Source organism: Virgibacillus sp. SK37 (assembly GCF_000725285.1).
GTDB lineage: Bacteria > Bacillota > Bacilli > Bacillales > Amphibacillaceae > Virgibacillus_Q.
In genome coordinates this window covers 340122-359075 of the sequence record NZ_CP007161.1, presented here as the reverse complement: position 1 = coordinate 359075, position 18954 = coordinate 340122, and the positions used below count along the sequence as shown (strand labels likewise).

Here is an 18954-nt window from a genome sequence, read left to right as displayed (position 1 = left end):
GTTTATTTAAATTTGGTTGTCGGGGGCTTCACCTAGGATAAGGTCAAGTCCTTTATATAACGCATGCGGTATGCATTCATTGCTGTTTCCCCCAGCTTATCTAACAGGCTATGGTTGGCGTATGCACCTATAATAGCACCAAATCCCGGGACTAATTGAAGTAATTTTACTAAATCGATATGGTCACGGTACTCCTGTTGAAAGACTCTCCAATCCATATCAGCAAGACGGTCCTTCTCTCTTTCCCAATTTTCCAGTACATTAAATGTTTCTTTACGCATTTCATCACTTGAAAAGGCAAGCTGGAAAATATGAAGAAGAAATAAGCGCTCCTCATAAACTTTAGTATCGTATCCATAAATGGCGGCCGCTTCGAATAAAAACTTCATTTTAATAGATAATAGTAACGGGAAATCCGCCAGCCCCAGAAAAATACCACCTGCTCCTGTTCCAGCTCCTTCCACCACTGCTGTTTTACGATAGGATGCCAATTTTTCTTTTAAAAGTTTATCTCTGGCATAAAGGCTTACATCGTAAGGCTGCCGCTTTTTTGTTGTAATATCGGAACCAACCAAAATTGCTTTTATCATCTTTTTAATACTATCTGATATTACTGTATGCGCCTTCTCCGGAATATAGCTATTTACCTTGGTTTGAGCTTTCTTCGATAATTGATTAAACAGGCCGGAGCGCTTCAGTACCTTGCTTCTCCACTCCTGTATTTCTTTGTATACCTGTCTTTCATATGCACCCACTTGTATCACCCTTTACCTATACCCCATTATATCCATATATGAAAGAATTTTTTTCATGACCGTTTATCCTATATCTCTTTTGTTGTAACCAATAAACCCTACAACCATTAAAATGATAGTAGTTAGTAGCAGCAGGCTAACAGGCAGCCACTCCATTTCTTCTACTGGCAATTGCGGGATATATCCAAATGGAGAGAGTTTGCCAACCCATTCAGGCAAATCAAATAATCCACCTAAATAAAGCACGAAAAAAGAATAAACGATATATATCCATATTATGCTTGCGAGCTTAGGAAGTACTCCAATTAGAAAAACCACTACCCCAATCATGACGAGCATTGCCGGATAATATACTATTGCTGCTGAATATATAGACCAAAATGAAAACGCATCATCCATCACAGCTGTGCCAGCAGCCCAAAGGCCAACCGCAGCTAAGGAAAGCATAATAAAGCCGTTTATAATTGCAATAATCAAGTAACTGCCAAGTAACCTTGAGCGGGAAACTGCTTTGCTTAACAAATGATCCACTCGATTTTTCTTTTCCTCGCCTAGTAATTTACCTATCGCCATCACTGGGGGAACTGTCGCCAGAATAGCCATTACCATCAGGAGCATTGGGATAAATTGCTCTGTCATTGAATATCCTGCCTTATCCACCAGCATATTTTCCAGCATTTCATTACCTTCAAAAAACGTTTCCAAATCTCCTAACACAGATCCGTACGAAACTCCTATGACAAATAAACCAACTGCCCATGCAATCGTCCCTGTACGCTGTAGCTTTAGAGCTAGCCCAATGGGACGTTGTAAAACAGGTGACGCTGTTTCTTTTCCAGGTCTTGAAGGTAAAAACCCTGCCTCCAGATCTCTTATAAGATTTAAAAAGGCTGCGATCAAAAAGAGCAGAATTGCGGTTCCTAGCATTAGTATAACGAGCCACCAGTTATTTGTTGCATATACTTCTGCCTGGGTGACCCATCCCAAAGGGGAAAACCATGCCAATGCCTCATTGCTTACATCACCTACAGCTCTAACCAAATAAGCGGTAATTAGCAGTGCAATAGAATATCCAATTACACTTCGGGAGTTCTCGGAAAGCTGAGAAAATAGCGCTGTCATTCCTGTAAAAACAATCCCCGTTCCTCCGAGAATGGCTCCATATAACAAAGAACCTTCCAAATTCATGCTTTCGATTCCTAAAGCGTATAAACCAAATCCTATAATAAGAGCAAGCAACACGTTTGTGCCAATTACTACGATACATGCCGCCTGAAGATTCGCAAGTCGCCCTACGGGTAAGGAATGAATTAATTCACTACGTCCTTCTTCCTCATCTCCGCGCGTATGCCTGGTCAGCAGGAGAATGCTCATCAGACCTACGACCACCGCCGTTAAGAGTAACATTTGATGTGCGGTCATAGCACCAATCGTGTAGTGATCAAGATTTCCAGTACCGACCATTGCCGTCATAGCGGGGTTTTCCATTGTTTTAGCCATGACATCCCTTTCCTGCTGTGTCGGATACATATCTTTAAAGGCCACAGGAACTATAAGAGTAAAGAAAGAAATACCTAGAAGCCATAAAGGAATACGCATTCGATCTTGTCTTCCTATAAATCGAAGTAAAGAACCCGTATTTTTCGCAAGAGATCGTTCCATCAGGAAGCACCTCCCGCCTTTATGCTATCGTTATTGTCGTAGTGCCGCATAAACAAATCTTCCAATGTTGGTGGTGCGCTTTCCAACTTTAACACGCCGAACTGACTAATATATTTCATGACTGCATCCAGATGTTCTGTATCAACCTGAAAGGAAAGACCCTGTTCCATTTCTTTCAAGGCATGAACCCCAGTCAACTCTTCTAGCTCTTTCATAGGTTGCTTCGTCTCCACAAGTAAATGTGTGCGCGTTAAATGCCTCAGTTCATTTAATGTTCCTGTTTCAATCATTTTACCTTGACGAATGATGCCAATACGATCACATAGCTTCTCCACCTCGGATAAAATATGACTCGAAAGCAGAACACTCTTACCTTCTTCCTTCACCCTTCCTACACATTGCTGAAAAACCTGCTCCATCAACGGATCCAGTCCAGAGGTAGGCTCATCGAGAATATACAAATCCGCTTCCGAAGAAAAAGCAGCCACAAGTGCCACTTTCTGCCTGTTCCCTTTGGAATACGTACGGCACTTTTTGGAAGGATCTAAATCAAACATCTCGATCAGTTCCTCTCGTTTATTTTTGTTATTTCCACCTCTTAAACGGAGAAACAGATCAATAACTTCCCCACCGGTTAAATTCGGCCATAAGTTTACATCACCAGGTACATAAGCAATGCGCTTATGTATATCCACAGCATCCTTCCAGGCATCTTTCCCGAATATCTCCACCTGACCTGCAGTAGCTTTTATGATACCAAGGAGCACCCGAATGGTTGTTGATTTTCCAGCACCATTAGGACCTATAAAACCAAACACTTCACCTTCGTTTACTGTTAAATCTACCCCATCTAAGGCTGTAAACTTCCCAAATTGCTTCGTTAAATTGTTTACATCAACGATACCCATCTTCATCCCCCCTGTTTTTTATAAAAACTGGTTTTCAATACGTCAAGATAGTCATAGAATTCTTCCCAATATGGCTCCATATCCATTTCACTTAATTTCTTTCCGGACAACTGTGTTATTAGCTCATTCTGGTAACCCTCTATTGACCACCGAAGGAGTTGAAATGCTTTGTCTACATCAACGTCATCCCGAAAAAACGTAAGATCAATTCCGTCATATATAATTTTGTTTCCAATCTCTTGTAATTCTTGAATTCGTCTTTCCAGCTTCTGAGGCAAATGAGTCTCTTTTGCCAATAAAATGGTGCCTAGAAAGTTAAAAACATAGGGATTCTCAGTAAATGCACTCATTTTAACCCGAACAGCCTGCTTCATTCGTTCAATGAAGTCGGGTTGTGTTTGGTCAATATGCTGTAAGTATTCATTCATAATGAGATCAAGTGAGTAATCTGCCAAGTACTGATAAAGCTCCTGCTTATTTGTAAAATAGTAAAAAAGCATTCCTTTGCCAATTTGCGCATGTTTAACAATTTGATTTGTAGACGCCTGCTCAAACCCCTTTGCAGCAAATTCTTTGAGTGCGGCATGGATAATACGAACTTGTTTCGGCCTACCCAGCTTTTCAAACTTCTCCGTAATGAGCTTCAACCTCCCTTAATCAGTTTATGTAATTCGCACAATTTCAGACCAGTGTGGTCGATTTCATTGTAACTTAATTAGACCGGAGTGGTCAACATAGTGGCGGAGATTAAAAACTTTACTAGGGGTAGAAGGAAGGGTTCTGATGATGTGCTTCTCATTTACCAGTGATATCTCTCATTTGGTATACGCGCTCTCTCTCATTCTCCGCCGGTCTCTCATTTGTGGTATCCATAAAAAAGGTTCTACTTCAAAGGTTGGGGACCAAACGTATTTTGTACTTTCGCAGTTGGAGGAAACTCCGAAGTAACTAAATGATATCTTATTTCAAGGAAGTGGATGCACCCATTGATTTCCACTGAAGGGGGACGCTTTCCACCGGCATGGCTTCAGCCGCTTCCTCCGCTACGCTACGTCCAGGGTCTTCAGCTCATGCTATTCCGGTAGGAGTCGCCCCCCTTCCGCTCCAATCAATTTGTATCTGCTTTAAACCATAAATAGCGGGTTAATATCTAACCACTTTACCAGTGTAGGAAAAACACGAAGACTCCTGTGGGAAAAGCAACAGCTGAAGATCCCGCAGGAAGTGGTTTTCTTCCGAGGAAGCTGAAGCGTTGCCCATGGAAAGCGAAGTGTGTTTTCCGCAACGGCCGCTTAGAGTACTATCAAGTTACGTCGCAGTTTATATATTTTCCGAATCATTGAATAACCCCAACATATATATTAGAACTATAAAAAAGACAAGAGAATCACCCTTGTCTTCTTCAATTATAAAATTATATGCAGCACGAGCAGGAAGAAAAGCGTCATGCCAGAATAAATGTGAGTCTTACGCTTCTTAACTGTAGGTCTATATAAACGCATCCAGCCAGTAGTTACCTGGAGAATTAAAATACTTGCTGTTATGATGCCAGCCATCATTTTAGGATAACCCCATTGAAAACCATAGCGCTCTATAACGAGCGTGCCATGAATCAAGACAACTACAAGCGCCAAAGTACCCACCCATTTATGATAGGGTAAAATTTTCTTTGAAAGTGTTGCAAGACGAACTTTCCTCTTGCGAATGGAAGAATCGCGTATGGTTGAAAAGACAGCATGCCTTGTCCAATTAAATATAATTAGTAAGGCACCTACATAACCAAACCACACATATACAGAAACGGGAGTTTGATTAAACAGAGACCAAATAACTACAGTTACTCCTAAAAAGTTTATATAAAACCATTTACTCATAAGTCACTCACCAAACTACATTATTTTCTTGTTACATACCTATTAAATCATACATGTAGCTGGAAAAGGTACAACTATTTCTCACGTTAAAGCAAATTTTTCTCTATTTCTTTCATTTGATAGAAGTAACCTTTCATTTGCATAAGTTCTTCATACGTGCCACATTCTACGATTTGGCCGTGATCCATGACAATAATTTGATCCATATTTTCCATTCCTATTAAACGATGGCTAATCAGCACAAGCGTATCATGCTTAGCCTGTTGGAAAATATGGTTGTAAATCTTTTTCTCCGTTATGGCATCAATGGAGGACGTAGGTTCGTCGAGGAACCATAATCCTTTATTTTTCAATAATGATCTTGCTATGGCTAAACGTTGCTTCTCCCCGCCCGACAGGTTTTCCCCTCTTTCATAGACAGGGTCCTCCAGGTCAAACGAACCGAGGTGAACTTTTTCCAGAACTTCCTGAAGCTCTTTATCAACTAATGAAGCGTTCGCTAGCAACAGATTATCTCGGATTGTTCCATAGAAAAAGTGGTTGGATTGTAGTACCACATTGGCTTTCTCCCAAATCGATTCTTGCTTTACTTGAGTTAGAGGTATATTGTCAAAGCATATTTCCCCTTCCTCTACAGCGTATATATTCAACAGTAATTGCATGACAGTTGATTTACCAGAACCACTTGCACCAACAATAGCTGTTTTAGAACCAGCAGGAAGACTTAGATTAATATCCGCCAGTGTTTTCCGCAGATCCCCCGGAAACAAAAATTGGACATTTCGCATCTCTATATTGGGTACCTCATTTAATTCGCCTTCCTGTAAGCCACTTTTATGTTGTTCCGTCTCCGTATCACTAACTACAGAGAATAGTCGGTTTGCAGCTCGTTTCGTATCATTAAAATAGATAGGGAATATGGCCATTGGTGAAGCATCTTCGAACACAGTAATGGAGATCATAACAAGCATCGCCAGGAAGATCCCATCCAGTTCACCCACTCCAATAAAATAAGCCCCCATAGCAAGAATAGACCATGTAATAAAGAGAGTTACGAATATATTCACTGATTGGCTAAAGAGAATTGCTTTATTTTCCGTCTCCTGTTGGTTAATATACGTGTCTGAAGACTCCTCAAGCATTTGCTCTTTACCTTGCAATTTTTGATAAATTTTTAAATCACGAAAACCATGGAGAAATTCTGCAACCTCTGTCGAAAGATACCCTCGCTGTGTTCTGACATGGGAATCTATTTTTCGCTGTTTTAAAGCAAACAGACCAGGAATTACAAATGTTGTCAAAATTAATCCGACAAATAACAGGATCGCCGCAAAGAATGAGAAAAATGACGTAAACAGGATGGTACTTAAAAATACCAAAACAAGAACGATTGGTGGATAAAACACGCGTAAAAAGTAATTTTGCAGACTTTCAACATCGCCTACTATTCTCGAAAGAAGATCTCCACTGCGATATTTTTGGAAAATACCTGGTGCTAGTGGCTCCAATTTCTCAAAGAAAGATACCCTCAAATTACTTAAAACAGTGAAGGTTGCCCGGTGTGAAAAGTACCTCTCCCCATATTTACTGAATGCACGTATGAAGCTGAGCATTTTTACGGAAGCAATCAATAAAGCAAGTGCATAGATAGGAGCAGACAAAGCTGCTTTGGAAATCAGATAACCACTTGCTGCAAAAAGGAAAACAGTCGCTAAGCCAGCAACAAATCCCAATACAATGGATAATACGATATCTCTTTTTTCCTTAAACATCAGCTTGGTAACAATGGCTAAATCATTCATTGTGTTTCACCTTCCTGCTGTATGGATACCATCCTTCGATAATCCGGGACGGTTTGGAGTAAGTTGTCATGCTTGCCAGAAGCTTTTAGTCTTCCATTCTCCAAGTAGAGAATGATGTCTGCCTTTTTGATGGTATGAAGACGATGTGCAACAGTAATTACTGTTGCATGCTCTGATAGCTTTTCCATGGAAGTCTGTAATACCTTTTCTGTATGCACATCCAAGCCTGTTGTCGGCTCATCAAAAAAGATAACAGATGGACGTTTTAAAAATGCACGTGCTAAAGCAACCCGTTGCATTTCTCCCCCGGAGAGACCCCTTCCACCTTCACCAATCTTTGTTTCATATCCGTCTTTCAAGCGCTCAATCATTTCTGCAATACCTGCCTGTTCAGCAGCTGCCTTTATTTCTGTATTTGTTACAGATCTATTTGCACCAATAGCTATATTATCCGAAATGGTACCAGCAAATATATACGGATGCTGTGAAATATAACTTAGTTGATTGAACCATGCTTCTTCTTTGTATGAAGTAAGATTTCCCCCGTTCACAAGGAGACTTCCTTCAGTTACAGGAAGAAGCCCTGCTAAAAGGTGTAGTAAAGTGGTTTTCCCTGAACCGCTTCTACCGACAATTGCTACATTTGACCTGGGTGCTAATTCAGCTTGAATCCCACTAAGTGAAAACTGCTCTTCGCCATAGCTAAACCCTACATCCTGTATAGATATGCGTGGCGGAAGTTCACTCGCAAGATCTACCGCGCCCCATACTACCACCTGTTCCTCTTGCTGGAGTTCCTGCATCACTTTTTTGGCCGCTCCTATACTTGTTTGTCCATTATGAAAAGCGCTGCCTAAATCTTTTAAACCTGTATAGTACTCAGGAGTAAGAATGAGTACCAAAAAGGCCGTGTAGAAGGTGATGCCGTCAAAAATAATCAACTGAAGCGCAACTTCAAGTGCTACGATACCTATGCTCAGCATGGATATAAGTTCAAGCATAAAGGAAGAGGTAAAAGCAATTTTCAAGATTTCCATTGTTGCATCACGAAAACCTAAACTGCTCTGCCTAATCATTTCAACCTGACGCTTAGCTTGGCCGAAAATTTTAAGAGTAACAAGCCCCTGGAGTGTATCAAGGAATCTACCAGAAAACTCCCCTAGTTTTTCCATTTGCTCTTCAGACTTTTTCTTTGTTTGTAGCCCGATAATGATCATAAAGATAGGAATAAATGGAGAGGTGATCAGCATGATCCACCCTGTATTTACATGCTCCAAAAACACCACCACTAAAATTAGTAATGGAATAAAGGCTGAGCGGATCACTTGAGGGATGTAACTGCTGAAATAACTATCCATTTCATCAACGGCATCCATCATCATACTTACCTTTTGACCCGACTGTCCCTGCAAGGACGCTTGAAGTGGATTTCGAGAATACTTTTTCAAAAGGGATTTTCGAAAGAAGCTTTTTGCCTTAGCACCAAGCTTAACGCCAGTGCGCCCACTCAGATAACTGAATAAGGTTCTAAGAAAGAATACGAAAAGCAGCCCTCCCAGTAATGGAAGGACTTCGTTGAATGATTGCTTTTGTAAAAAAACACCATCTATTATGGTAACTAACAGATAAGCCTGTGCTACAATCATCACTCCAATTAATATAGATAAGCAGAGCATAATCATAAGGCTTTTTTTCTTTGTTAACATATAAGCTTTTAAACTAGTCATGAGCTCTATCCCCAATCTGGATAGTGATTATTTCTTCCCTTTGACATAATCTGCGTTGAACAAGAAAAGCTTCATTAATAGAATTAAAGAAGGTACTAATAGAAATAGGCCAGCAATAAATACGATAATCAGGGCAATTCCTGTTGATTGATGGGTTGCATTCTCATAGATTGTGATATATGGATCTAGAATGTACGGCAAATGGCTTGCACCATAGCCGAAGAAAGCAAAGAAAAACTGTAGCATAACACTAATAAATGCCAATCCATAATACTTCCCAATATAAATCAATCCAAGTGAGATCATGAAGAATCCCATAGAAAGACCGAAAACCCACCAAAGATCCAGCATACGATCATAATGTCTTTGATTATGTTGCCCTAAAGCAATAAAAGTAGTCAATGCTGCAATAATTGTCGGTGTTCCCCAAAATAATGCATATTTTCGAACGAGCTTTAACGCCTCAGTATCATTTGCTCTAGATGCATAAAATGTTAAAAAGGTAGCACTTATATACAACACAGATACAATTGCCAGAAATACTACACTCCAAGAATACGGGCTCGTAAATAGCTTGAGATAATTCATAGTTATCTCACCATTTGTTTCTGTAATAAAACCACCTTCAGAGAGTGTTAATGCTGTAGAAAGGGACGCAGGGATTAATAACCCCGTTGCCCCATACAAGAACATATATACATTACTTTGTTTTGAACCATAGCTTTCAAACGCATAAAAAGAACCTCTGATTGCCAGCAAAATTATCGCAATGCTCCCCGGCACGAGTAATGCTGTGCCATAATAGAAAGCTGTATCAGGGAAAAAGCCGACAATCCCAACAAAGAAAAACACAAAAAACACATTTGTAACTTCCCAAACAGGAGAAAGGTAACGGGAAATTAATTGATTAATAATATGATCTTTCTTTGTTTTCTTCGCATAGTAGGAAAAGAAACCTGCTCCAAAATCAATCGAAGCAACAATCAAATATCCGTATAGGAATAACCACAATACAGTAATACCAATTATTTCATATGTCATTACGCATCACCTTTTTCAATCGAAGGATACTTTTTCTCCAATTCCACTTCTACTGGATTATTACGGAAGAGTTTGCGTAGAACAATAATTCCTACCGTCGCCAGTGTTGCATATAAGAGGAAAAAGAAGATAAACATTAAACCTACATATGGAGAAGTTGTTGCAGCTTCTTCCACCTTCATAAAGCCTCGCAGAATCCATGGTTGGCGACCTTCTTCGGCATAAATCCAACCAAACTCAATGGAGAGCATAGCAAGTGGACCGCCTAACACAATTAGACGTAGCATCCATTTATGATGCTCATTCCACTTTTTCGTCTTCATTAAAATTAAATAAAGCAACGGAATTAACACTAGAGCCATTCCAATAGAAACCATTAAGTCAAACATATAATGGATCCATAATGGTGGACGCTCATCCTCCGGTATTTCCTCCAGCCCAGTCACTTCACTACTGAAGTCTCCGTGGGCAAGAAAACTTAATAATCCAGGTAATCGTATAGCACCTACAGGCATATCTTGCTCGTTTAACCACCCAAACAGAATTAGATCTGCACCTTCCTCTGTTTGAAAATGCCACTCAGCTGCAGCAAGCTTTTCCGGTTGTTCTTGTGCAAGGAATTTCGCCGACATATCACCAGCTATTGCAGTAAGGATAGCAAAAATAAACGTAGCCGTCATGGTTAACTTCAATGCTTTTTTATGGTATTCAGATGACTTCTTTTTCAACAGGCTAAATGCAGCAATTGTTGCAAGAATAGCCGCTACGGTCACATAGGAAGATGCCAACACATGGAATACCTTTGTTGGAGTGGCCGGATTTAACATTGCTTGAATCGGATTAATGGTGACAAAACCGTCTTGTCCAGTAGTAAAACCTTCAGGGGTATTCATAAAGGCATTAACCGTCGTAATAAACACCGCGGACATTCCTCCACCAATAATTACAGGGAGGGAAAATGCCCAGTGAATCATCTGATTCTTAAACCGATCCCATGTATATAGATAAATACCAAGGAAAATCGCTTCAAAAAAGAACGCAAAAACTTCCATAAATAATGGTAAGCTAATTACATTACCAGCTACCTGCATAAAATTAGGCCATAATAAGGAGAGCTGTAAGCCAATTGCGGTACCGGTAACTACCCCAATAGCAACTGTAATAACAAAGCCTCTTGCCCATCTTCTGGCCATCATAAGATAATGTGGATCTTTCTTTTTGATTCCTATAAACTCTGCAATAGATATAAATAAAGGAACCCCAACACCCAGTGTTGCAAAAATAATGTGAAATAAAAGTGTCATGGTTGTGAGCAAACGGCTCATTAACACCGGATCCATATCAAACACCCTAAAACCTCCCTGAAGTCAAAAATAATATTTACAGCTATTTTTTTAGATTAGATTGCTCAGTACTGATCAAACAAGTATACTTCACAGTCATTAATTATTACTATACCCATAGTATAAACCATTAATCACTACAATGGGGAGGAAGTAAATGACGAATCTATGACATTAATTGAACATTTAATTGAACCAGATAAGTTATATTTATATACCCTTAATTCTTTCTCTTTACACAATGGTTGAGCAAACTCGCAGACGCCCGTTTATCTAAAGGTACTCATCATCAAAATAAGCAACTATGGCGAGAATATCGCCTAGTTGCTTTATATGTTTAAAACTTTTGTGCTTCATATTGAAAACCAAGACAATTATAATTTTGTCTTCTATACATTTCCCGTGGGGTATCTTCTCCATCGGCAACCAAAATGACAGTTTTATCTTTATACATATCCATAACATATTGCTGTAGCATGCTGCCAATCCCCTTTTTTTGGAACTGTTCGCGCACGTTAAATCCATCTATTTCTACTGTAGTGTCTGTTAGTATGAGATCAAGAGATCCTGCTGGCTCATTTTGAAAATAAGCAAGGAGTTGTTTCACATTTTCAGAAAGAAAATTGTCTTGGTGTACCTGTATCTTCTGCTTAGCAAAATCAACGCCATTTACTGCTTCCTGCTCATATTGCAGATCCATGTACACTTCCAGATTTTCTTCCGATACTTCTTTAATTGCAATCATGGAGTTATGTTGAGTTTGCCGTGGAAATTGCATAGGATTGATGGCATATAGCTCCATAAAACCTATCTCATAGCTCTGCTCCTTGAGGTGATGAGCCAGCTCTCCGGGGAGCTCCTCATTTTCCGGAAAATAAAACTTCATATGGTGCTGGTTGCGCACAAGGTGATATTCCCTTAGATAAGCAGCCGCTTGGTCAAACTCAGCTAATGTGGGCATATGTTTAAATTCGATATAATTACTATCATACCTTAAGGTCAGTTCCGAATCATGAACATGGATATAACGTTCATTTTCATATACGGTGTCTCCAATTTTTTGTATATTTTTAAATGTAATTTGCTTCATTAGTTATCCCCCTTCTCGGCTATCGTCACCCGATTTCTACCGTTTCTTTTTGATTGGTATAAAGCCTTATCAGCCTCTTCAATAATTGCTTCCATGCTCGTTCCGGCATTCGAATAGCTCACCCCAATTGAGATAGTCAGAAATCCTCCTGGTTGTGTTTCTTCCCCTTCAAAAATATATGCCTCCACTGATCTTCGTAAACGTTCAGTTATGTCAGATACCTGTTGTAAAGAAGTCTTCTGAAAGCACATAATAAATTCTTCACCACCATACCTTGCAACAAAGTCAGCAGCACCACAACTATCATAAAGGATTTTTCCAATTATTCTCAGCACAAAATCTCCTTTAGGATGGCCGTTTGTGTCATTATATTTTTTAAAAAAGTCGACATCGATCATTGCAATGGCAAAGGACTCTTTCCGTTCCACCATTTTTTGCAGTTTTTCTTTGAAATATCTGATATTTGGAATATGTGTCATCGCATCTTGGTATGATAATATTTCCAATTGTTTTATCATATTTAGACTTCGATGTGCATCATTAAAAATGAGTCCCATCGACCATGCAGCAATACAAGCAAAGATGAACATCGACACAGTAATTAATACAGTAACTTCTGTCGACCAATACATCCAAATAGCTTGAATGACCTCGAAAATAACGAAATAAAACATCATCTTGCTTAGGTCTAATATAGGATGTTGTTTATTTGCATCTTCCTGTTTATGTTTAAAAATGGCCCCAAAGCAAATTGGCATAATGATGGTTTGTACGATACCAATTAAAACAGTAGGCCCCCCTAAATATATTCGGAATAAAAGTGGTATAATGCCTGAAAGTATACCAAGTCTCCATCCACCAGCATAGGCAACAAAGAATAACGGGACAGCACGCAAATCTATTTTCATTCCCTCATATTCCAATGGTTTATACATGACAACCACGGTTAAGAGGGTAACAAATAGCGGGTACACCCATAAAGAACTGAATATTTTTTTGTATTTCCGTAAAAGTACTTCCTTTGCTTTTAAGCCCAAAAACATTAATGCAATAATTAAAGCCATATTCTCCAAAAAATAAAAAAACAATTTCTCCATTATACGAATCTCCTATTTTCTTATGTTCCATACTAGTTTACCAATATTAGCATGTAAGTCCATAGGCAATTCATTTTTCATTACAGTTCTAGATTATGCTTCTCTTCTTCCTATTTGCTTGAAATCTTTCTTTGAAAAGACTGTGTTTTGCATGTTTGTTTTGGCAGCGTCCTTCTTTTTAACTTTTTTAACCTTAAAGATAACTCCAACTTTTATTTGTTGAACTTCCTTGACACCCTGAATAATCAGTTGCATTGCAAAAATAGATAAAACAAATGCAACTAGTGTCCACAAGTACCAATAATGCCCAGAAGAAATAGAACCTCTGGCTACAGCACCGATCATACCAGACCACTCATAACTAATTGAACTGGGTGGGTCCCCCATCATTGGATCGAAGGACAACTTCGTACCTCCAAAGAATAGATTAAAAACCCCAAGATGAATAAATACTAACAATACCTGGATAAATTGTTGGCCAAACAAAATAGTTAATCGCGGACCCATATGTGGAAGAATGTGCCTCCAGAACAAATGAAAACTACCTCCTCCCAAAATTTTCGCACTTGCAATAAACTCAAACTGCAGAAGACGATTCATCTCTTTACCTGTGAGTACCATTGTCAAGGGAATAACCATTACAGTTAATATCGTTATTTCCAAAATAATTCGTTCCGTAAAGGAGTACGCAAAACCTGATTGTGTTGGCATTAAAATTGGGCGGAGTAAGATATACGCAATTAAACTTAATGGTAAAAAATGAATAGAATCTGTTAATTTCTCTATTGCCTTTTGAAATCGATAAGGCAGGGAGAAAGCAAACACAATTCCAAACAATAATCCTCCAAGCACTCGGAGAAAAGCAATCAGAAGTCCAAAAATTAGCGTATACTTTGCACCAATAATAAGTTGATCTGCAATACTGAAACCAAGTTCAGTAGAGCCAAACAGAAAAGCTTCTGATGGTGGATGCGGAGGTGTACTTCGTATCGTTACACCATCTTCTTCATATAATATTGTTGCCTGCTCCACACGGTTGTCCGTAATCGTGGAATAGAGAAAGCTATAGCCAATAAGTACAATAAAAAAAGAGACACCTAGAGCAAACTTCCAATTTTTCAAATGAGATGTAACAAGACGAAACAATTGCTTGCTCACTCTTTTGGAAGAACTACCCACATTTCTCATTTGATATAAGAGTTGATGCCTAACATAGTTCATCCATTCGGCAAAACTTCCTCGCCTTGCTTGTTTCATAGCTTTTACAAAATTAAACTGACTGGAAGAAGCTTCTCCGTTCCCCAGCCATAAATCCATGAGCTGAAAAAAGAAGTAGAATGGTGTAAAGATAAGAATCAGAGAAAAAGCAATGGTCATTGGAGTAAAGCTTTCCATGAGAAAGAATGTTAACCCATGAACATTAAATACACGCTCTATAATGAATTGACTGGAAAGTGTTGCCCAAATTACTAACTTCATATGATAAAAAGAGCTTGGCATAATATTTTTCAATACATGTTTCATTAATATTGCTATACTGGAAATCCCCTTACTCTTGAGAAAAGCAACGTAATCCTTCATAAATTCCTCTTCTATTAATAGTAAAAAAAGCTTAAACAAGGTCACCATTGGCAGAATAGCCAGAGTTAAAATTGGTGCAAGGTAAACCTTATCTTCCATATAACCAGCAACTGCAAACAGATGAACACCACTTTTTTTATAGACATAGATCACCAAGAACTGTAAAAGCGTAGCAAAAACAAGATCTGGTATAGATTCCAAGAAGTCAAGGATGCGCTTTATTGGTTGCAATATATGTTTCGGTAGAAAATTTGCAGAAAAGGCTAAAATAAATGCAAGTCCGACTCCTAAAAGGAGCGCTCCAACCAAGATTTTTGCCGAATACAGAAATGGCTCCCAAAGAACATCAAGAACTGAAAATTTCCCAGGAGACCCCTCCACAGCATATAGCCAGCTATCAGGGTTCACGAAGGTGACTAAGATATCAGTTATTTGTTTTAAAAAACCTGGCGCCTCCGGGGATCCTAAACTAGAAAAATAATTTGGTAGCACACTAATAATTAGAATAGAAATAATACCAAGGATATAAAAGAAAATCATTCGAAAATATTTCATAAAGTCCCCCAAAAATTAAAAATTGTTAAAATAATAATAACATTATTTTCTGATATATTAGACTGTATTAACTAAATTTATTAAGAAAATGTTATCATGGGCCTATAACGGATATGGTATTTTTATAGAAAAACCACAAATGTCCGTTTAGCAAATTTCATTCGTAAGGATAATTGATTCACTACTAGAAAGGGGGATTCTCTATGCCTAGTATTACTTTTTATAATGGAACTAGCCTACTTAAAAAGGTAGAAGCAATAAAAGGCAGAACCATACTTGAAACAGCCAAACAAGGAAGGGTAGCCTTACGCCATAAATGCGGTGGTAAAGCCTCCTGTCTGACCTGCAAAGTTACCATCGCCAATCAATCTGCAGTATCAGCACCTGAACCGAAAGAAGCACGGAAGTTGGGAGAGAGCAATCTCGAAAAAGGCCTTCGTTTAAGCTGCCAAACTCGTGTGTATGGTGATATAGAGGCAGTTATTCCGGAAGATCCATATAAAGCTAGGATTCGAGCATTACTGGAACAAGCAAGACAGGAATGATTACCTTGGAGAGAGCTTTGGTATTGGACAGCGCTCACTGGATGGAGGCTGATGTTGTCCATTAGCGGAGTTCTATTGGACAGTTTCCCTCGAGATACAGATGCTTTTGTCCATTAGACGCGCTCTATTGGACAGTTCTTCTCCGGATACTGCTGCTTTTGTCCATTAGCTACACTCTATTGGACAGTTCTTCTCCGGATACAGCTATCTTTGTCCATTAACTACACTCCCTCTCTGCGTAATCGCCTATCCAGTTCGTTCATAGTCATGACACTCTCCCATGCCGTCTTTCCTATTCTAAAAACCTTCCCCGGTCCTCTTGCGTCGGCAACCTGCAGCTTTCTTTCTTACCGAACCATGTGTACCGGTTTCTAGCAATAACTTGATATACTGCATCCCTCCACGTTTTTGGCATCACCAAAAAAAGTACACCCAGCTTCCAAATTCCTTTTAGATGCTTGCTAATTCGAAGAGCTGCGGAAGATTGAATATACCAGTTGGAATCACTAATATAGACCAGACTATCTACATCTTCAGGAATCTTACATTCTTTTACCAGCCTAATCCCTGCTTCACTTTGTAATGAAGCAAATTTAAACTTCTGCTTAGGGTCGCGTTTCATTATAAATTGAACACTTTGATCACAAAAATTACAATCTCCATCAAACAATATAATTTTAGACAAGGAGACAACACCTCCTTAATGAATTTTTACACTTAAAAGACTCTCTCTAATCTAGCGCTTCCATCAATTGCTCATATACTTTCTCAAGTTTGAATTCTAATTTCTGCTTCTGCCCAAACAACGATTGCAATTCTTCCAAATCGCTGGTTTCTCCCAGCTCTATGTCCAATTCGTTTATCTTTTGTTCCAGCTTCTCTACTTCTTTTTCATACCTTACTACAATTTCACATTCTTCTACTGTATGATCTTGGGACGGCTGAATTGGATTAGCTTTCTTGCGATTTTTTTCTTTTAGCTGCACATTCAACCTCTTCTCCTCCAACTTCCCCCTTGCCCAGTTATAATTTCCTGAAAATACATGGACTGTATTGGAGTCTATCCAATATATCTTATGAAATAGTTTGTTAAGAAAATAACGATCATGTGATACAGCCAAAATCGTACCATTAAAATCTTCCAATGCTTCCTCTAGCACTTCCCGTGATTCAATATCCAAATGGTTGGTCGGTTCATCAAGAATAAGCAAATTTACATCTTGATGCATGAGCTGTGCTAAACGAAGCCTCATCCGTTCACCACCACTAAGCTGGGAGACCTTCCGAAACACCATATGTCCGTAAAATAAAAACCTTGCCAGAATGTTCCTCGCTTCCCCTTCCGTAACTGCTATTTCTTCTCTAAATTTGTCAATTACTGTTTCATTGTCAATATCCTGATAGACGTTTTGTGACAAGTAGCCAATCTTCACATTACTACCTATTTTGACAATACCTCCATCTGGCTCTTGGTTCCCAAGAATTAAATGAATCAATGTCGATTTTCCTGTTCCATTTTCACCAACAATCGCCACATGGTCTTGATATGTCACATGCATATTAACCATTTGAAAAAGAGCGCGATCTCCAAATTGCTTGGAAATCTCCTCAAGTATAATCACATCTTTCCCACTCCTGCCACCTGCCTCCATCTCCAAATTCATTTTCTTTCGCTGTAGTACTGGGCGGGCTAGCTTTTCCATACGTTCCAACGCCCTTTCCATATTTCGTGCCCGTTTATGAAGACCTTCATTTGGCGGATTAGCTCTGTTCGCCCAATCTCTGAGTCTCTTTATGGCTTCCTTCATCTTTTTCATTTTCTTTTGTTGCTCCTGATATGCTTGAAACTCGTTTAACAAACGCTCTTCCTTCTCTTTTACAAACCCGGAAAAGTCCGTATGATAACAATTTATTTCATCATCCTCTAAATCCAATACCTTTGTGATCACTTCATCAAGAAAATAGCGATCATGCGAAATTACTACGGTGGTCCCCGGATACTCTTGTAAAAACTCTCCCAGCCATTCAACTGCCATGAGATCCAAATGGTTTGTTGGTTCATCCAGTAACAACAAATCAGGTTGCTTAAGGAGAATCAGCGCTAAACCTACCTTTGTCTTCTCACCCCCACTCAGGGAAGCAAACGATCTGTCCAGCAATCCACTTATATTTAGCCCATTTACTATTTTTTCTATAGTTGCATCTATTTCATATCCCCCTCCTCGTGTAAATTGCTCCTGCAAATCTCCGTAACGTTTTATGAAGGTGCTTAATTTAAACTCATCTAATTCCCTGCTCATTGCTTCTTCGCATACCCTCATACTTTCTGCTATTTCCAAAAGCCGTGAAAAAGCAGTCAGAAGCACTTCCTTCGTAGTAGCTCCCTTTTCAAAATCAGGAATTTGCTTTAAATAGCCAATTTGAATTCCTTTTCTCCAGTGAATCTGTCCTTCATCTGGTGTTTCCTCGCCAGCCAGTAGTCGAAACAAGGAGGACTTTCCACTCCCGTTACGACCGACCAGACCTATACGATCCTTTTCTTTAATCTCAAATGAAATATTTTCGAATATGGAATTTCCACCATACATTTTATTTACTTTATTTACACTGCATATTGTCATCTTTACTTCCTCCTAAAATAAAAAAAGCCATGAGGAAGACACTTCCCCATGGCACTAAAAAATAATATAAAAAAGAGAAGCATGAAAAAGCTCCTCTTTTTTATACATAGACAGGCAAAAGCTACGAACCATTTGACTCTCGCCTAATCCTTTATATGTGGGTATAGAGATGTTTTCACTGTTTTTGTATTGTTATTCAGTTGCTAGAAAAGGGCACACGTATCCCGTCAGCAACTGCAACAGCAAATTTTGCACGGACGAAATAAAGGAATTCATTCCAATATCCGCGCATAAAAACAGTAGTATTCAACATCCTAAACCCACCTCCGTTCTAAATAGTTACTATTATTCTA

Annotated in this window: 16 protein-coding genes; 1 reads left to right on the top strand and 15 read right to left on the bottom strand. The window is 39.0% G+C overall.

The features are described 5' to 3' along the window. Nucleotides 1-32: 32 nt before the first annotated feature. From X953_RS01870 to X953_RS01815, 12 genes are all read right to left on the bottom strand, one after another. Nucleotides 33-755, bottom strand: coding sequence for an EcsC family protein (locus X953_RS01870; protein WP_040954119.1), 723 nt, complete (start codon nucleotides 753-755; stop codon nucleotides 33-35). Between the two features lie 63 nt (nucleotides 756-818). Further along, on the bottom strand, nucleotides 819-2417 hold the full coding sequence (locus X953_RS01865; protein WP_040954118.1) for an ABC transporter permease: 1599 nt from the start codon (nucleotides 2415-2417) through the stop codon (nucleotides 819-821). After that, the gene (locus X953_RS01860) at nucleotides 2417-3325 is read right to left on the bottom strand and encodes an ABC transporter ATP-binding protein (protein ID WP_040954117.1); all 909 of its coding nucleotides are present in this window, start codon (nucleotides 3323-3325) and stop codon (nucleotides 2417-2419) included. Before X953_RS01860 ends, X953_RS01865 begins: the two co-directional genes overlap by 1 nt. Before the next feature lie 2 nt (nucleotides 3326-3327). Further along, entirely contained in the window at nucleotides 3328-3972 is a 645-nt protein-coding gene (locus tag X953_RS01855; RefSeq protein WP_369792714.1) for a TetR/AcrR family transcriptional regulator, read from the bottom strand. 759 nt (nucleotides 3973-4731) lie between these two features. Further along, entirely contained in the window at nucleotides 4732-5199 is a 468-nt protein-coding gene (locus tag X953_RS01850; protein ID WP_040954116.1) for a hypothetical protein, read from the bottom strand. A gap of 86 nt (nucleotides 5200-5285) precedes the next feature. Further along, nucleotides 5286-7001 (bottom strand): thiol reductant ABC exporter subunit CydC, encoded by a 1716-nt coding sequence (gene cydC / locus X953_RS01845; protein ID WP_040954115.1) that lies wholly within the window; start codon nucleotides 6999-7001, stop codon nucleotides 5286-5288. Next, nucleotides 6998-8728: a thiol reductant ABC exporter subunit CydD gene (gene cydD / locus X953_RS01840; protein WP_040954114.1), complete on the bottom strand. Its 1731-nt coding sequence runs from the start codon at nucleotides 8726-8728 to the stop codon at nucleotides 6998-7000. Before cydD ends, cydC begins: the two co-directional genes overlap by 4 nt. A 27-nt stretch (nucleotides 8729-8755) precedes the next feature. Continuing rightward, nucleotides 8756-9769 carry a cytochrome d ubiquinol oxidase subunit II gene (locus X953_RS01835; protein ID WP_040954113.1) on the bottom strand — a complete coding sequence of 338 codons (1014 nt, stop codon included), beginning with the start codon at nucleotides 9767-9769 and terminating at the stop codon, nucleotides 8756-8758. Continuing rightward, entirely contained in the window at nucleotides 9769-11118 is a 1350-nt protein-coding gene (locus X953_RS01830) for a cytochrome ubiquinol oxidase subunit I (RefSeq protein ID WP_040954112.1), read from the bottom strand. The genes X953_RS01835 and X953_RS01830 overlap by 1 nt, the downstream gene beginning before the upstream one ends. Nucleotides 11119-11449: 331 nt before the next feature. Next, nucleotides 11450-12202 carry a GNAT family N-acetyltransferase gene (locus X953_RS01825; RefSeq protein WP_040954111.1) on the bottom strand — a complete coding sequence of 251 codons (753 nt, stop codon included), beginning with the start codon at nucleotides 12200-12202 and terminating at the stop codon, nucleotides 11450-11452. After that, nucleotides 12202-13299 (bottom strand): diguanylate cyclase, encoded by a 1098-nt coding sequence (locus X953_RS01820; protein WP_040954110.1) that lies wholly within the window; start codon nucleotides 13297-13299, stop codon nucleotides 12202-12204. Before X953_RS01820 ends, X953_RS01825 begins: the two co-directional genes overlap by 1 nt. Nucleotides 13300-13392: 93 nt before the next feature. After that, nucleotides 13393-15435 carry an ABC transporter permease subunit gene (locus X953_RS01815; protein ID WP_040954109.1) on the bottom strand — a complete coding sequence of 681 codons (2043 nt, stop codon included), beginning with the start codon at nucleotides 15433-15435 and terminating at the stop codon, nucleotides 13393-13395. A 203-nt stretch (nucleotides 15436-15638) separates the two neighbouring features. Between X953_RS01815 and X953_RS01810 the strand changes: the two genes are divergently transcribed. After that, nucleotides 15639-15980 (top strand): 2Fe-2S iron-sulfur cluster-binding protein, encoded by a 342-nt coding sequence (locus X953_RS01810; RefSeq protein WP_052350016.1) that lies wholly within the window; start codon nucleotides 15639-15641, stop codon nucleotides 15978-15980. A gap of 292 nt (nucleotides 15981-16272) precedes the next feature. On the opposite strand, the gene X953_RS01805 is transcribed toward X953_RS01810, so the two are convergent. The 3 genes from X953_RS01805 to X953_RS20425 form a co-directional block, all read right to left on the bottom strand. Continuing rightward, nucleotides 16273-16665, bottom strand: a complete 393-nt coding sequence (locus tag X953_RS01805) for a thiol-disulfide oxidoreductase DCC family protein (RefSeq protein WP_040954108.1) — start codon at nucleotides 16663-16665, stop codon at nucleotides 16273-16275. 46 nt (nucleotides 16666-16711) lie between these two features. Beyond that, nucleotides 16712-18601, bottom strand: coding sequence for a ribosomal protection-like ABC-F family protein (gene abc-f, locus X953_RS01800; protein ID WP_040954107.1), 1890 nt, complete (start codon nucleotides 18599-18601; stop codon nucleotides 16712-16714). 196 nt (nucleotides 18602-18797) lie between these two features. After that, nucleotides 18798-18914, bottom strand: coding sequence for an RAxF-45 family protein (locus X953_RS20425; RefSeq protein ID WP_304413032.1), 117 nt, complete (start codon nucleotides 18912-18914; stop codon nucleotides 18798-18800). Nucleotides 18915-18954 lie beyond the last annotated feature (40 nt).

Coding starts and splice junctions, on each gene's coding strand:
- X953_RS01865 (WP_040954118.1), bottom strand. CDS start 2,417: ATGGAACGATCTCTTGCGAAAAATACGGGTTCTTTACTTCGATTTATA.
- X953_RS01860 (WP_040954117.1), bottom strand. CDS start 3,325: ATGGGTATCGTTGATGTAAACAATTTAACGAAGCAATTTGGGAAGTTT.
- X953_RS01850 (WP_040954116.1), bottom strand. CDS start 5,199: ATGAGTAAATGGTTTTATATAAACTTTTTAGGAGTAACTGTAGTTATT.
- cydC (WP_040954115.1), bottom strand. CDS start 7,001: ATGAATGATTTAGCCATTGTTACCAAGCTGATGTTTAAGGAAAAAAGA.
- cydD (WP_040954114.1), bottom strand. CDS start 8,728: ATGACTAGTTTAAAAGCTTATATGTTAACAAAGAAAAAAAGCCTTATG.
- X953_RS01835 (WP_040954113.1), bottom strand. CDS start 9,769: ATGACATATGAAATAATTGGTATTACTGTATTGTGGTTATTCCTATAC.
- X953_RS01825 (WP_040954111.1), bottom strand. CDS start 12,202: ATGAAGCAAATTACATTTAAAAATATACAAAAAATTGGAGACACCGTA.
- X953_RS01820 (WP_040954110.1), bottom strand. CDS start 13,299: ATGGAGAAATTGTTTTTTTATTTTTTGGAGAATATGGCTTTAATTATT.
- X953_RS01815 (WP_040954109.1), bottom strand. CDS start 15,435: ATGAAATATTTTCGAATGATTTTCTTTTATATCCTTGGTATTATTTCT.
- X953_RS01810 (WP_052350016.1), top strand. CDS start 15,639: ATGCCTAGTATTACTTTTTATAATGGAACTAGCCTACTTAAAAAGGTA.
- abc-f (WP_040954107.1), bottom strand. CDS start 18,601: ATGACAATATGCAGTGTAAATAAAGTAAATAAAATGTATGGTGGAAAT.
- X953_RS20425 (WP_304413032.1), bottom strand. CDS start 18,914: ATGTTGAATACTACTGTTTTTATGCGCGGATATTGGAATGAATTCCTT.